10 protein-coding genes are annotated in these 15,755 nt (G+C 65.5%); 2 read left to right on the top strand and 8 right to left on the bottom strand.

Annotation, left to right across the window (positions count from 1 at the left end):
* Positions 1–48: 48 nt before the first annotated feature.
* On the top strand, positions 49–1,755 hold the full coding sequence (locus tag I6F38_RS37295; protein ID WP_225163907.1) for a methyl-accepting chemotaxis protein: 1,707 nt from the start codon (positions 49–51) through the stop codon (positions 1,753–1,755).
* A 165-nt stretch (positions 1,756–1,920) separates the two neighbouring features.
* Positions 1,921–3,423, top strand: a complete 1,503-nt coding sequence (locus I6F38_RS37300) for a sensor domain-containing diguanylate cyclase (protein WP_225163908.1) — start codon at positions 1,921–1,923, stop codon at positions 3,421–3,423.
* A gap of 46 nt (positions 3,424–3,469) precedes the next feature.
* Here I6F38_RS37300 and I6F38_RS37305 read toward each other — a convergent pair whose 3' ends face one another.
* The 8 genes from I6F38_RS37305 to I6F38_RS37340 form a co-directional block, all read right to left on the bottom strand.
* Positions 3,470–4,348, bottom strand: coding sequence for a transglutaminase family protein (locus I6F38_RS37305; protein WP_225163909.1), 879 nt, complete (start codon positions 4,346–4,348; stop codon positions 3,470–3,472).
* The gene (locus tag I6F38_RS37310) at positions 4,345–6,888 is read right to left on the bottom strand and encodes a circularly permuted type 2 ATP-grasp protein (RefSeq protein WP_225163910.1); all 2,544 of its coding nucleotides are present in this window, start codon (positions 6,886–6,888) and stop codon (positions 4,345–4,347) included. The genes I6F38_RS37305 and I6F38_RS37310 overlap by 4 nt, the downstream gene beginning before the upstream one ends.
* A gap of 20 nt (positions 6,889–6,908) precedes the next feature.
* Entirely contained in the window at positions 6,909–10,166 is a 3,258-nt protein-coding gene (locus I6F38_RS37315) for a transglutaminase family protein (RefSeq protein ID WP_225163911.1), read from the bottom strand.
* Between the two features lie 224 nt (positions 10,167–10,390).
* Complete coding sequence (locus I6F38_RS37320) at positions 10,391–10,894, bottom strand: GDSL-type esterase/lipase family protein (protein ID WP_225163912.1); 504 nt, start codon at positions 10,892–10,894, stop codon at positions 10,391–10,393.
* A gap of 178 nt (positions 10,895–11,072) precedes the next feature.
* Positions 11,073–12,014 (bottom strand): IS481 family transposase, encoded by a 942-nt coding sequence (locus tag I6F38_RS37325; RefSeq protein ID WP_225163913.1) that lies wholly within the window; start codon positions 12,012–12,014, stop codon positions 11,073–11,075.
* A 125-nt stretch (positions 12,015–12,139) separates the two neighbouring features.
* Positions 12,140–13,663: an altronate dehydratase family protein gene (locus I6F38_RS37330; RefSeq protein ID WP_225163914.1), complete on the bottom strand. Its 1,524-nt coding sequence runs from the start codon at positions 13,661–13,663 to the stop codon at positions 12,140–12,142.
* Positions 13,664–13,819: 156 nt separating this feature from the next.
* Positions 13,820–14,596 (bottom strand): aldolase/citrate lyase family protein, encoded by a 777-nt coding sequence (locus I6F38_RS37335; RefSeq protein ID WP_018270573.1) that lies wholly within the window; start codon positions 14,594–14,596, stop codon positions 13,820–13,822.
* Between the two features lie 41 nt (positions 14,597–14,637).
* Positions 14,638–15,723, bottom strand: a complete 1,086-nt coding sequence (locus tag I6F38_RS37340) for a malate/lactate/ureidoglycolate dehydrogenase (RefSeq protein WP_225163915.1) — start codon at positions 15,721–15,723, stop codon at positions 14,638–14,640.
* Positions 15,724–15,755: the final 32 nt, after the last annotated feature.

A 15,755-nucleotide genomic window follows, 5' to 3' on the forward strand; every position in this document is an offset into this window, starting at 1 on the left:
GCAATGCCCGCCCCCGTCACATTCCCCATCTCCATGTCCCGGCCTCCAATGGCATCCCGATTCTCGCTTGCTGCCAGGCTGTACTCGACGTTTGCACTGATTGCGGCGCTGACCGCGGCCATCACCTTCCTGTCCGAATACAATGCGCGGCGTAATGCCGAGCTGACCGAGGCCGTCGACCTCGCAAGCCGTGCCGCACTCAATGTCGAGCGGGTCAATTCACTGGTCTACGCCGTGGTGATGGAATCCCGCGGCATCTACATGTCGACCGATCCGGCAGCGGTGAAGAAATACGGCGACGGGCTGCTGGCGTTCAACGAACGCATTCTCGGCGTGGTCAAGAACTGGGAAACGCTGGTGCAGGCCGACGACGCCGCCCAGTTCGCGGTGTTCAAGAAGCGCATCGAGCAGTTCATCGATTTCCGCAAGGAGCTGGTACGCCGCGGCATCGAGATCGGCGCCGCAGCCGGGCGGGAGTGGGGCGACAACGACGCCAACCGCGACGTGCGCACCGCGCTGAACAAGGATCTCGAGGCGCTCTCCAAGGTCTATGCCGAGCGCAGCAAGAAGCTGGCGCGGGAGACCGACACCAACCGCACGATGGCGCTGGTGCTGACCGGCCTCGGCGCCGCGGCCTTGATTGTGGTGGTACTCGGCGTGCTGATCATCGCCCGCTCGGTGGCCCGGCCGCTGTCGCAGATCACCACGACGATCAAGCGCGTCGCCGAGGGCACCGACCATGTCGAAGTACCGCATGTCGGGCGCGGCGACGAGATCGGCGCACTGGCACGCGCCATCAAGGTCTTCCAGGAGGCGATGGACCGCAATCGCAGCCTCAACGCGCAGGTCGTACAGGATTCCGAGGCGCGCGACGCGCGCGGCCGGCATATCGAGACCTTCGTCGAAGCGTTCCGTGGCACGATCGGCGAGGTGCTCCGCGTGGTGCACGACAACGCCGCGACGATGCGTCAAACCGCGCAGACCATCGCAATCGTCGCGTCGGACGCCAGCGGCCGCGCGGTGGCGGCGGCAGGCGCCACCGAACAGGCCTCGAGCAACGTCTCCGCGGTGGCGGGCGCAGCCGAAGAACTCTCCGCCTCGGTCGAGGAGATCGGCCGCCAGGTCAAGCAGTCGTCCGGCGCAGTCGATCAGGCCGGTGCGCGCACCGACCGCTCGATCACCGAGATCGAGGGCCTTGCCGCCACCACCCAGCGCATCGACGGGGTGCTGAGCCTGATCCAGGCGATCGCCGAGCAGACCAACCTGCTCGCCCTCAACGCCACCATCGAAGCCGCCCGCGCCGGCGATGCCGGCCGTGGCTTCGCCGTCGTCGCGCATGAGGTCAAGGCGCTGGCCGGCCAGACAGCGAAGGCAACCGCCGAGATCAGCGAGAATGTGGGCCTGATCCAGGCCTCGACCCGCAACTCGGTGGCCGCCGTGCGCGAGATCGGTCAGGCGGTGCGCGAGATCAGCAACGTCACCGCGAACATCGCGAGCGCGATCGGCCAGCAGGACGCGGCGACGCGCGAAATCTCCGCCAATGCCCAGATGGCCGCCCAGGGCAACGAGACCCTGGTCACCAATGTCGGCTCGCTCCGTGACGATATGGACCAAACCAGTAAGGCGGCGGAATCGGTGCTCGCGGCCTCGAACGATCTGACCACAACCGCCGAGACGCTATCGCGCGAGGTCGAGCAGTTCTTCCGCAATCTGCGCGGCGACGCGGCCGACGGCCTGCAGCGGACCGGAACCTGAGCGGCGATGTGGCAGGGCCCTGCGACAGGGCCCCGGCAATCCGGATGGTTAAGACTCTCCCAACGCACGGACACAAATTGCCTCCGCTTCGGGTCGCATTTCTCAATTTGATGCCTCCATAGAAAAGCGTCGCTGCGCGAGGGCGCGGGGAAGTGGAAGCGAGCAATGAACGGGCTTTTGCCAAAGCCGAAGGCAGTGCCGACCAAACGGCTCCTCGCGCTCGGGATCGGCCTCGTTCTCTGCTTTTCGGCGATCTGCGCATCCATCCTCTGGGAGATGGCGGGCAAGGACTATCAGCATGCGAAGCAAGGTGCGACCAACCTCGTCGCCTCCATCGCCAGCGAGATCGACCGTAACATCGACCTTTATGACCTCTCGCTCCAGGCCGTCGCCGACGGCGTGAAGCTGCCGGAGCTCGGCAAGATCAGCCCGGAGCTTCGTCAGGTCGTGCTGTTCGACCGCGCCGCCACAGCCAAGGACCTCGGCTCGATCCTCGTGCTGAATGCGGCAGGGGACGTCACGCTCGATTCCAAGTCAGTGACGCCGCGGGCCGCAAATTTCGCCGATCGAGACTTCTTCCGGGCACATCAGACGCGAGCGGACAGCGGGCTGTTCATCAGCGCTCCGTGGATTACCTCTGACGGCGAATATCTGATCAGCCTCAGCCGCCGCATCAACAATGACGACGGCTCCTTTGCCGGCGTGGTCGCGGGCAGCATGCGGCTCAGCTATTTCCACAATCTGTTTCGCAAGCTGAACTTCGGCTTCGGCGACAGCATGGCGCTGTTCAACAGCGATGGCGTCATACTGATGCGCGCCCCGTTCGACATCAGCAAGATCGGGCAGAGCATCAAGGACTCTCTGGTCTTCAAGCAGTTTCCGGCACGGCAATCCGGCTCCTACGTCACGAAATCGATCGTCGATCATGTCAGCCGGCTCTATGTTTTCCAGGCGGTCGGACACAATCGCCTGCTCATCGCCGAGGGTCTTGCGCTCGACGGCATCTATGCCGACTGGTGGCAGCAGCTCTGGCTGATCGGCAGCGTGGTGGCAGCGCTCTGCGGCTTCTCGATCGTCCTGATGTTCTACCTGGTGGCCGCTCTCAAACGGCGGGCCGCTGCGGAAGACCGGCTCGCGCACCTCGCGAGCACGGATGCACTGACGGGCCTCGCCAACCGCCGCCGCCTCGACGATACCCTTGACGTCGAATGGCGCCGCGGCATGCGCGCAAAGGCGCCGGTCTCGCTTCTGATGATCGACGTCGATCATTTCAAGATCTACAACGACACCTACGGGCATCAGGCCGGCGACGCCGTGCTCACCACCGTGGGACGGTGCATCGCAAGCAGCGCCAAGCGTGCAACTGATCTCGGTGCCCGCTATGGCGGCGAGGAGTTTTCGGTGTTGCTGCCGGGCATCGGCAAGACGGGCGCCCTGGAAATTGCCGAACGGATTCGCACCAAGCTGGCGGCTGCGCGGGAATCCGAGCCTGAATTGCCGACCGTCAGCATCGGATTGTCCTGCCTCGTCCCGGACCACGAGCGCACGTCGCGCGATCTGCTCAAGGCCGCGGACCTTGCGCTCTATCAAGCCAAGCGTGAAGGCCGCGACCGCGTAATCGTCAGCCCGATCGGGTGGGACAAATCGGGCAAGCGGCACGTCGCCTGATCGCGACCGCATTGGCGCGGTCGAACGCTCAGCCCGCCAGTCTCGCTCACTCGACCGGGAGCACGTCAACCGCAACGGCGAGCTTTTGCTTGCGCGCACCAACGATGACGCCATCGACCGGCGAGACGTCGGCGAAGTCGCGGCCGACGGCAAGAATGATATGGTCGCTCCCGACCATCAGATCGTTGGTCGGGTCGAACCCGACCCAGCCGAGCGCGCTGCCGCACCAGACCGAGACCCAGGCATGGGTGGCGTCCGCGCCCTGCAGCCGCGGCCGGCCCGGCGGCGGAATGGTGCGCAAATAGCCGCTGACATAGGCCGCGGGCAGGCCGAGGCCGCGCAGCCCCGCGATCATCACATGGGCAAAGTCCTGGCACACGCCATGTCGCTTTTCGAACACGTCGCGAAGCGGCGTCGAGATCACGGTCGCCTTGGGATCGTATTTGAAGTCGTTACGGATGCGGCGCATCAGGTCGGCCGCCCCGGTGAGGATGCCGCCACCGGGCAAGAAGCTCGCGGAGGCGTAGGCCGTCACGGGTCGTAGCACCGGCACCAGCGCGCTGGCAAAGACGTAGCCGACCGGCGAGGCCGCATCGAGGCTCAACGCCTCGAACGCGTTGTCACGCACGTCTTCCCAGGGCGGACTGGCGGCGTCGCGCGCCGGCGGCTGCCGCGCCACCGAGACCCGCGAGCGGGCATCGATGCGCAGACTGCGATGCGCGGTCTCGATCAGGACGCTTTCAGTGAGCGTGCCGAAGAAGTCGCGCCTTGCGGTGCGTTCCGCGGGCCTCGGACGGATCTCGACCGAATGCGAGATCAACTGCTGCCCGTCGCCAGTGACCGGCTCCAGCCGCAGCGAGCAGCGCGCGAAGCTGACCTGGGTCTCGTAGCTGTAGGTCGTGACGTGACGGATGTCGTAGATCACGCCAACCCCGTGAGCTTCTCCGGCCGGCTGGCATTCGGTCCGTGCGGGAAATAATGCAGCCCGATCGCGTCGGCGAGGTTGAGCAGATCCTGCTCCAGCGCGAACAGCGTCTTGACGTCGAGGCTCGAGGCTTCAGCCGTTGTGAGCATTGCCTCGACCGCGACGGCAAGACGCTGCGGCCGCTCGATCAGGCCATGCTCCTTCAGGCTCGGCAGCGCGGCAATATGCTCGTTCAGCGCCGCGACCTGGAATGCGACCGAGCGCGGATTATAGGGGTCGAGCACCGCCAGATCGCGCACCGGTGCGAGCAGCGGCTGCACCAGATAGCGCGAGCGATAAGTGATCTGGCAGTCGACCAGCGTGAGCAGAACGTCGAGATCCTCATCACCGGCTTCGTCATAGGCGAACTGACGGGCAAAGCGCGTGGTGTTGACGGCGCGCTCGGCGCGGCGGCCCATCTCGAGGAAGCGCCAGCCGGCGGCGCGGTTCATGTTTTCCTGCGCGAGGCCGGCGAAGCTTGCGAGCTCCTGCAAGGTCAGTTCGGCGGCGCTGACGACGCCGTCATCGTCATGAACCTCGATGGCGAGCCGATCAGCCATCTCGGTGATGACCTGCCAGGCGTCCGGCGACAGCCGCTCGCGGAGCGAGGTCGCGGTGCGCTGCGCGGATCGCACCAGCGACAGCGCCGAGCCGAATTTCTCCTCGCTCTGCAACGCTTCGAGCGCGACCTTGGCGAGATTGGCGCGCGCGGTCTGCGAGGCCGCGCCCCAGGCGACCAGCATGCGCTGGATGCGCTCGGCCGAATGCATCGCCGGCGCCGAGCCGTTCGAATTCGCGCGCGCAGGATCGCGCAGCGGCGTGCACAGCGCGCGGATCAGCCGGATGGTGGCCTCGGCACGCTCCAGATAGCGGCCGAGCCAGAACAGATTGTCGGCGGCGCGGCTCGGCAGTACGCCGGCGATGCGGCGGATGCGGACGGTGTCGACCGCCGGCAGCAGGGTTGAGGTCTCAACCGCCTTGTCGGAGACCACCCAGACATCGGCGGACACCGCGCCATCGCCCATCGACACCGCGCGCGCATCGGCCCGATCGGCAATCCGGCAGAAGCCGCCGGGCAGCACGGTCCAGCCGCTCGGCGTCGCCGCCGCGAACACCCGCAACACGAACGGACGCGGCGCGATGCGACCGTTCTCCCATACCGGCGTGGTCGACAGCCGCACCAGCTCCTGACCGACATAATCGATGCCGCGATGGCTGATGGCATCCTTCAGGCGGTCGCGGTCCACGGCTGACAATTCGCCCGGGAGCACCGGTCCGTTGCCGGGAAAATCCGCAACGCCGCGGCCATAGGCGCCTTCGATCGCGAACTCGTCGAGCCGCGACAGCACATGCTCGCGCGCGGATTTCTGGCCGCACCACCAGGTCGCGATGTGCGGCATCATCAGGTCTTCAGAGAGCAGGCGCCGGCACAGATTGGGCAGGAAGCCGAGCAGCGCCCTCGCCTCCATCACGCCGGAGCCCGGCATGTTGGCGACCACGACGCCGCCCTTGCGCAGAACCTCGACAAGCCCGGGCACGCCGAGATAGGAGGACGCGTCGAGCTCGAGCGGATCGAGCATGTTGGAATCGACCCGGCGCAGCAGCACGTCGAGCCGCTTCAGCCCGGCGACGGTGCGGATGTGGACGCGATCGCCTGAGACCGCGAGATCGTCGCCCTCGACCAGCAGGAAACCGAGATAGCGCGCCAGCGTGGCGTGCTCGAAGTAGGTCTCGCTGAACGCGCCGGGCGTCAGCAGGCCGATCCGCGGCTCGTCGCGATCGGCGCTGGCGCGCAGCGAATCGCGGAACGCCTCGAAGAACGGCGCGACGCGCTCGACATTCATCGACTTGTAGAGATTGGAAAAGGCGCGCGACAGCACCAGGCGGTTTTCCAGCGCGTAGCCCGCGCCCGACGGTGCCTGCGTGCGATCGCCGAGCACCCACCAGCGGCCGTCAGGCCCGCGGCCGATGTCGGCGGCATAGAGATGCAGATAGCGGCCCCCCGGCGGCTTGATGCCGCTGACCGCGCGCAGATACTCGCTGCTGCCGGCGATCGCCGCGGCGGGGATGGCGCCGTCGGCAACGAGGCGGCCTTCGCCGTAGAGATCGGCCAGCACCATCTCCAGAAGCTGCGCGCGTTGCGCGACACCAGCGGCGAGCTGGCGCCAGTCCGCCGCGTCGATGATCAGCGGCAGATGGCTGAGCGGCCAGATCCGGTCGGAAGTGTCGCCCGGCGCGCGATAGGTGACGCCGGCCTCATGCAGATGGCGATCGGCGGAGGCGAAGCGGCGCTCGATATCGGCCGGCGACAGCGCGGCAAAGGCGTCGAAAAAGCGCGCCCAAGCCGGCCGCGGCGCGCCGTTGTCGGCAATATACTCGTCGGGAATGCCGGGCAGCCGGACATAGTCGCGGGTCCACTGCGCCATCCGGCGCTGACCGGGACGAGCCCTGCTCTCCTGACTGCTGCCTTGACTATTGCCTTGGCCACCCGATGCGGACATTCCACTTCCCCTTGACACAATTAGTGCAGGAGCGGCGTCCGCAAGTCGAGGGTCAAGGGAAACTCAATTGTGCGTTCCTCGGGCGGCGTCTCGATCTTGCCGGGGGTATGACCGTGCTCCTGGAAGCGCGCCAGCCGCCGCGCCTCGGCCTCGTAGGAATTGACCGGCTTGGTCTCGTAGTTGCGGCCGCCGGGATGGGCGACATGATAGACGCAGCCGCCGAGCGAGCGGCCGTTCCAGGTATCGATCAGGTCAAACGTCAGCGGCGCATGCACGGGAATGGTCGGATGCAGGCCGGAGGCCGGCTGCCAGGCCTTGAAACGAACACCGGCGACCGCCTCGCCGGCACGGCCGGTCTCGGTCATCGGCATCCGTCTGCCGTTGCAGGTGATGACATGGCGCCCCTCGACGAATCCGGTCGCCTTCACCTGCAGACGCTCGACCGACGAATCGACGTAGCGCACGGTGCCGCCCGAGGTGCCCTCCTCGCCCAGCACATGCCAGGGTTCGAGCGCCTGCCGCAGTTCGAGACCGACGCCACCATGATGAACGCGGCCGAAGGCGGGGAAACGGAATTCAAGTTGCGCCTGGTACCATTCCGGCTCGACGTCGTAACCGGATTGCTTGAGCTCGGCGAGCACGCCGAGAAAATCCTCCCAGAGGAAATGCGGCAGCATGAAGCGGTCATGCAGCGCGGTGCCCCAGCGCACGAACCGGCCCTGCTGCGGCTCCCGCCACAGCTTTGCGATCAGCGCGCGGATCAACAGTTGCTGCGCCAGCGACATCCGTGGGTCGGGCGGCATCTCGAGCGCGCGGAATTCGATGAGGCCGAGCCGGCCGGTCGGGCCGTCGGGCGAATAGAGCTTGTCGATGCAGATCTCGGCGCGATGGGTGTTGCCGGTGATGTCGACCAGGATATGCCGGAACAAGCGGTCGACCAGCCACAGCGGCGCGTCCATGCCCGGCGGCGGCACGTGCGACAGCGCGATCTCGAGCTCATAGAGGCCGTCATGCCGCGCCTCGTCGATGCGCGGCGCCTGGCTGGTCGGGCCGATGAACATCCCGGAAAACAGGTAGGACAGCGACGGATGCCGCTGCCAGTACAGCACGAGGCTCTTCAACAGATCGGGCCGGCGCAGGAACGGTGAATCCTCCGGCCTGCTGCCGCCGACCACGATGTGGTTGCCGCCGCCGGTGCCGGTGTGGCGGCCGTCGATCAGGAAACGGTTGGCCCCTAACCGCGTCTTGGCGGAGTCCCCATAGAGGCCGAGCGTGATGTCGACGGCCTCGCGCCAACTCTGCGCCGGCTGCACGTTGATCTCGATCACGCCGGGATCCGGCGTCACCTTGATCACCTCGATGCGCGGATCGAAGGGCGGCGCGTAACCCTCGACGTGCACCTGCAGCTGCAACTCTTCGGCGGCGGCTTCGATCGCTGCGATCAGGTCGAGATAATCCTCGACCTTCTCGACCGGCGGCATGAAAGCGCACAGCACGCCGTCGCGAACCTCGATCGACATCGCGGTGCGCACCGGCAGCGGCTCGGGAATCTCCTTCAAGGCTTGCTGCAGCTCGTCGGAAAGCACGTCGCGCGGCGCCATCGGATCGCGTTCGACGACGTAGGGATAATCGTCCGGCGGCACATATTCGAGCGAGGCGATCGGAAGCCGCAAGCCCAGCGGGGAGTCGCCGGGTGACAGGAACAGATGACTGCGCCGGATCTTCCAGCGCTCGCTGCGCCAGCGTGCCGGCACGCGATCGCCGAGCGGGCTCCAGCGCTGGATCGGCAGCACGTAACCTTTCGGCGTGGTCAGCCCCTCGTCGAACACCCGCGCCATCCGGGCGCGCTCTTCCGGATCGGTCAGCTTGGAATTCGCCGGGCTGACATTGGCCGGCAGGCCGGCCTCACGCTGCAGCCAGAAGGCGGGGTCTTCATAAGCCGGCATGGCATAGTCGGCGCCGAGACCAAGCTTGGTTGCTGTTACTTCGACGAAACGCTGGGCCTCCGCGATCTCGGCCCTGCGCGAATTCTCAATGCCGGCGATCAGCCCGGCATTCTTCCAGATCGGCTTGCCGTCCTTGCGCCAGTAGAGACCGAACGCCCAGCGCGGCAGGCTCTCGCCGGGATACCATTTGCCCTGGCCGTAATGCAGCAGGCCGCCCGGCGCGAACCGCGTGCGCAGCTTGCGGATCAATTCGTCGGCGAGCGCGCGCTTGGTCGGACCGACCGCGGCGACATTCCACTCCGGCGATTCCAGATCGTCGACCGAGACGAAGGTCGGCTCGCCGCCCATGGTCAGGCGCACATCGTCTTTCCTCAGGTCGGCATCGACCTGCTCGCCGAGCCGGTCGAGCCGCGCCCAGGATTCATCGGAGAATGGCTTGGTGATGCGCGGCGCCTCGCCGATGCGCCTGACGCTCATCTCAAAGCCGAACTCGACATTGGCAACGCCTGCGGTGCCGGTCACCGGCGCGGCCGAACGGTAGTGTGGCGTGGCACAGACCGGGATGTGGCCCTCGCCGGTCAGCATGCCGGAGGTGACGTCGAAACCGATCCAGCCCGCCCCCGGTAGATAGACCTCGGCCCAGGCGTGCAGGTCGGTGAAATCGCTCTCGACCTCGCGCGGCCCCTCGAGCGGATCGATGTCCGGCCGCAGCTGAATGAGATATCCGGAGACGAAACGCGCGGCGAGCCCGAGGTGGCGCAGCGTCTGGATCAAGAGCCACGCCGAGTCGCGGCAGGAGCCGGAGCCCGCGGCCAGCGTCTCCTCCGGCGTCTGGATGCCGGCCTCCATGCGGATGACGTAGCTGATCTTTTTCTGTAGCTGCGCGTTCAGCTCGACCAGGAAGTTGACGGTGCTGTCGGCCTGGCGCGGAATCTCCTTCAGGTAAGCCGCGAGCAGTGGCTCGGGCTCATCGGTCTCGAGATAGGACGCGAGCTCGGTCTTGAGATCGCCGGGATATTCGAACGGAAAGCTGTTGGCATAGGGCTCGACGAAGAAGTCGAACGGATTGACCACCGTCATGTCAGCGGTGAAATCGACCTCGACCTTGAGCTCGGTGGTCTTCTCGGGAAAGACGTAGCGCGCCAGCCAGTTGCCCTGCGGGTCCTGTTGCCAGTTCACGAAGTGGTTGGCGGGCGAGACCTTGAGCGAATAGCTCGTGATCGGCGTGCGCGTATGCGGCGCCGGCCGAAGCCGAATGGTCTGGGGCCCGAGATCGATCGGCCGGTCGTATTTGTAGTGCGTGACGTGATGCAGTGCGAATGATATCGACACGGACCGAGGGCTCCAGCAGCTTTTTTGAGCAGAACACTGCTGCCGGTCGACATCAAGCACTAACAACGGGCACGGGGTGCCCAAGGTAAGGGCGCGATCCGTAGCCCGGATGGAGCGAAGCGAAATCCGGGGTCTTCATCCGCAGGAAGAGTCCCGGATTGCGCGGAGCCTGTCCTCGGGCGCGCATTCGCGCGACCCGTGGCTTCATCCGGGCTACGCGATGGCTAGCGGCCGATCGCGCCGGATACCTGCGAAGCAAGCTGCTCGGCGAGCATGTGATAGCCCTCGGGGGTCAAATGCACACCATCGGGCTGATGGGGGAGTCCACCCAGCATCCCATTAGGGAGCATGATCACCGCGATGCCACGGGCGCTGAGCCGACTTTGAATATCCGCGGTCCGGTCAGGGCTGCCCTTGCGCCGGTCATTGCCGCCCGGCTGCAAGATCACCGCACGGGTCCCGTTCGGGACGGCGCGGTCCAGGCGTTGCAGCATCCCTTCCGTAGTGTCGCCATTGATGCCGGCATTCACGATGCGGACGCTCAATCCCTTCGCTCGCAAGATCGCTTCGAGCTGCGCGGGATAGGCCTGGTTGCGCGCCACGCCCTTGCCGTAGGTATTGCTCGCGCCAAGCGCGACTATGGTTGCGGCGTCAGCCGAACCGACGCCGAGACTCAAAGCGGCGAGAAATGCGATGCATCCAGCAATTTCCAACCGACGCGCGCGCATGCTTCCTCCGCCCCATCCGTAGCCCGGATGGAGGGCAGCGTAATCCGGGAAGCTTCATTCGCCAACGTACTTCCTTGTCGTCCCTGCGAAACCAGGGACCCATACCGCGTGATCTATCGATGAAAGACGGTGGCAGACACCTTCCACATAACCACAGCCGGTGGTTATGGGTCCCCGCCTACGTGTTTGGTCCCGTATGATTGGCGAGGGCCCGCATTGGGGCCTGGTAGCGGAGGCATTTGAGCCTGGTTCGATTGTAGTCGTGGACGAATTTGGCGATGAAGGTGTCTCGATCGGCGTGATCGATGAAGGTCCGCCGGGCGCTGCCACGCTTTGTTTCGCGGCCAATGGCTTCGGCGATGCGCCGGTTGAAACGTTCGACGAGTCCGTTGGTCTGCGGATGGTAGGGCTTGGTCAGGCGATGCTGGATGCCGCACTGTCGGCAGAGTTGATCAAAGGGGTGGTCGCCGGAAGGCTTCCCGGGCGGCTTGTTCTTCTTGTCGACGGCGAAGCGGTCGGTGAACTCGGCACCGTTGCCGGTGAGGATAGTGTGAACCTGGTGCGGAAAATCAGCCAGGAAGCGCTTAAGGAAACCGGTCGCGGTGGCCCCGTCCCGCTTGGAATGGACCTCGACAAAGACGTAGCGGGTGGCTCGGTCGATGGCGACAAAGGCATAGCTGGTGCGGCGCTGCAGTGCCGGCAGATACTTCACGTCGATATGGATGAAGCCGATACTGGCATTCTCGAAGACGCCGGCTTTGGGCTTGTCAGGCTTGGCAAGCCGGCTGATGCCATTGCGCTGCAGGCAGCGGTGAATGGCACTACGGGACAGCTTGGCGTTGATGCATCGCCGCATCACCTCAACGATGTCGTCCAGCGGCAATTGGAGCGACGTCCGCAGTTCACAAACGGCCCTTTCTTCAACCGCGGAGAGGCTGGTCGTGAGGTTCTTCGGCCGGTGCGAGCGGTCTTCGACCGTCGTGCGGCTGCGCCAGCGATAAATCGTGGTCTCGCTGACCCCCAATTCGGCCGCCAACTGAGCGACCGACTTCCGGCTGCGCTGGATGTAGGCACGTGTCTTCGGCGTCGTCGTGGCGTTCGCGTGCAAGCTCAGTTCCATGACACGAGGCGCTCCCTAACAAAGGCCACGCCTCGTTCTACACCGATTCCATCCAACCAATCTGCAGGGACCAAACACGAAAGCAGGGACGACGGCGGAGTGTAAGGCTAGATCGTGGCCCAATTCTACATCGTCGCGCCGAGCACCCACGGCGCGAATTCGGCGCCGCCGAAGTCAAAGCTCTCGCTCTTGGTCGGCTGGCCCGAGGCGGTCTTGAGGATGAGGTCGAAGATGCGCTGGCCGCATTCCTGCACGCTCTCCTCGCCGTCGAGGATGGTGCCGCAGTTGACGTCCATGTCGTCTTCCATCCGCTTGTACATCGGCGTGTTGGTGGCGAGCTTGATCGACGGCGCGGGCTTGCAGCCGAACACGCTGCCGCGGCCGGTGGTGAAGCAGACGAGGTTGGCGCCGCCCGCGACCTGCCCGGTCGCGGCGACCGGGTCGTAGCCGGGCGTGTCCATGAACACAAAGCCCTTCTTGGTGACGGGCTCGGCGTAGTTCAGGACGTCGACGAGATTGGTGCTGCCGGCCTTGGCCATCGCGCCCAGCGACTTCTCCAGGATGGTGGTGAGACCGCCGGCCTTGTTGCCGGGGCTCGGATTGGCGTTCATTTCAGCGCCCTCACGCTGGGTGTACTCCTCCCACCAGCGCATCAGGCCGACCAGCTTCTCGCCGACTTCGCGGCTGACGGCGCGGCGAGTCAACAGATGCTCGGCGCCATAGGTCTCGGGCGTCTCCGAGAGGATCACGGTGCCGCCGTGACGGACCAGCAAATCGCTCGCCGCGCCGAGCGCCGGATTGGCAGATACGCCGGAGTAACCATCCGAGCCGCCGCATTGCAGCGCCACGGTGAGCTCGCTCGCCGGCACCGCTTCGCGCTTGACCTTGTTGGCATCGGCGAGAGCCTCCTTCACGAAGGCAACGCCGGCTTCCACCGTCTTGCGGGTGCCGCCGACCTCCTGGATGTCCATCGCGCGCAGACGACCGGCGAGCTTCTGCTCCTGCATCAGGCCGCCGATCTGGTTCACCTCGCAGCCGAGGCCGAGCACGATGACGTTGGAGAAATTGACGTGCCGCGCATAGCCGCCGAGCGTGCGGCGGAGCAGCGCCAAGGGCTCGTCCTGGGTCATGCCGCAGCCGGTCTTGTGGGTCAGCGCGACGACGCCGTCGACATTCGGGTAATCGGCGAGCGGATTGTCGCCGGTGAACGGATTCTTCTTGAACATGTCGGCCACGATGCCGGCGACATGGGCGCTGCAATTCACCGAGGTGAGGATGCCGATATAGTTGCGGGTCGCGACGCGGCCGTCGGCGCGGCGGATGCCTTCGAACGTCGCCGGCAGATCGAAGTTCGGCACCGGCTTGACGTCGACGCCATAGGCATAGTCCTTGGCGAAATCACCCATGCCGCAGTTCTGCGTATGTACGTGCTGGCCGGGCGCGATCGGCTGGGTCGCAAAGCCGATGATCTGGCCGTAGCGCCGGATCGGCTCGCCTTGCTCGATCGGCTTGATCGCGACCTTGTGGCCCGCGGGGATCCGATCGACCGTCGTGACGCCCTCAGTCACCTCAAGCCCCGGCGGCAGGCTCGCGCGCGCGATCAGGACGCTGTCGTCGGCGTGCAGGCGGATCACTTGTGCCGAGGCCATGGGAGTTCTCCTTTGGACTTAGTCACCTCTCCCCGTCCTTTACGGGGAGAGGTCGAATTCTCGCACAGCGAGAATTCGGGTGAGGCGCGAGGCACATTGCCAATTACACCCCGCAAAAGCGGGGCGAGGGAGCAGAGCTAACATCGCGGACAGAACTTACGCCTTGCCGCCGGACTTCTCGCGGGTCGCGTTGACCTGCATCTTGGCGTAGACCTGCATCAGGCCGACCTCGTTCGACAGCGTCACGAGCTTGAAGCCCATGTTGATCGCGCGCACCGCGCCCTCGGCGCCCGAGCAGTGGATGCCCGGATTGAGGCCACGCTTGCCGCACTCCTTGATGATCTTCTCGTAGATCTTGAGGATCTCCGGCTCGTCGCGATCGAGCTTCGGCACCAGGCCGTAGGAGAAGCCGAGATCGGACGGGCCGATATAGACGCCGTCGATGCCTTCGACATCGAGGATCGCTTCCATGTTCTCGACCGCGGTCTTGGTCTCCATCATCGGCAGCAGCACGATCTCGTCGTTGGCGGTCTGCTGATAGGTGCCGGCCGAGCCGTACATGCCGGCGCGGATCGGGCCGTTGGAGCGCACGCCCTTCGGTGGATATTTGGCGTAGGAGACGAGGTTCTTGGCTTCCTGCGGTGTGTTGACCATCGGGCAGATCACGCCATAGGCGCCGCCGTCCAGCACCTTGCCGATGATGCCGGGCTCATTCCAGGGCACGCGGACCATCGGCGTCACCGGATGGGCGTGCATCGACTGAAAGCACTGCACCATCGACTGATAATCTTGCACACCGTGCTGCATGTCGACGGTGACGCTGTCGAAGCCGCATTGCGCAATCACTTCGGCGGAGAATCCCGAGGGGATCGCGAGCCACGCGTTCACCACCGCCTTGCCCGATGCCCAGACTTGCTTGACCTTGTTTGCCATTGATCGCGTTTCCCTTTGCGGTTTATTGGGGGGACGAGCTTTCAGCTGGTCGCCCGCTGGATAGAAACTTCGCTGACGCCGACTTCGCGCGCGGTATTCACTATCGCCGCCCAGGTGTCGTCAGGCAAGGGGATGCCGTTCCTGGTGCGATCGGCACGGGTTTTCCGCTCGGGATCGCCCGGAACCAGCACGGACTCCGTGCCCGCGATCGGCTTGGTGGCGCGGATGAAATCGGTGTAGCGGGTGATTTCGTCGTCGAAGAAATTGCTGGTGTCGATCACCTTGGGGTCGATGTAGAACGCCATCATGCCGTTGGCGAAGCGCCGGTCCGACGACGTCGCGCCGGTGCCGGTCAACGCGCCACCGAGCAGTTCGCAGATGAAGGCGAGACCCGAGCCCTTGTGATCGCCGAAGGCGCGGATCGCGCCAGTTCCCTTGGTGTGGTCGCGCGGTCCGTCCGGCGTGTACGGCCCATACAGCACGTGCGGATCCTCGCTCAGCGTGCCGTCGGCATCGACGAGCGCGCCGATCGGCAGCTTCTTGCCGCCGCGGCTTGCCACCAAGCACTTGCCCTCAGCGACAACCGAGGTCGCAAAATCGAGCACGATCGGATCCTGGCCCTGGCGCGGAATGCCGACGCAATACGGCGCCGTGGACAGGCGCTTCTCGACGCCGCCGTAAGGTGCAACCAGCAGCGAGCCGGCCGCGGTCACGAAATGAATTGAAACAAGACCTTCGGCGGCGGCCATCTCGGCCCAGTCGCCGACGCGGCCGAGATGACCGGAGTTGCGCAGCGCGACCGCGGCGAGCCCCGCCTTCTTACACTTCTCGATGCCGAGTCTGACCGCAACCGGCGTGACGGTCTGGCCATACCCGAACTTGCCGTCGACCACCGCGAGCGACGGCGTGTCGACCACCACCTCGGGAGTCTGGTTCGGCACGATCGAGCCCATCTTCTTCCACCTGACATAGACGGGCACACGGATCACGCCGTGGCTGTCATGCCCGGTGAGGTTCGCTGTCGTCAGGTAGGTCGCGATGCGCTTCGCCTCTTCCGGAGAGGACTCCGAATGGGAAAACACCTCGGAGACGAAGTTGATGAGGTTATCGACCTTGATGGTGACCATGAAAAACCAGCTCGCTCAGTAAAGCACGGGAC

Source organism: Bradyrhizobium sp. BRP56 (assembly GCF_020194035.1).
GTDB classification, from domain to species: Bacteria; Pseudomonadota; Alphaproteobacteria; order Rhizobiales; family Xanthobacteraceae; genus Bradyrhizobium; species Bradyrhizobium australafricanum.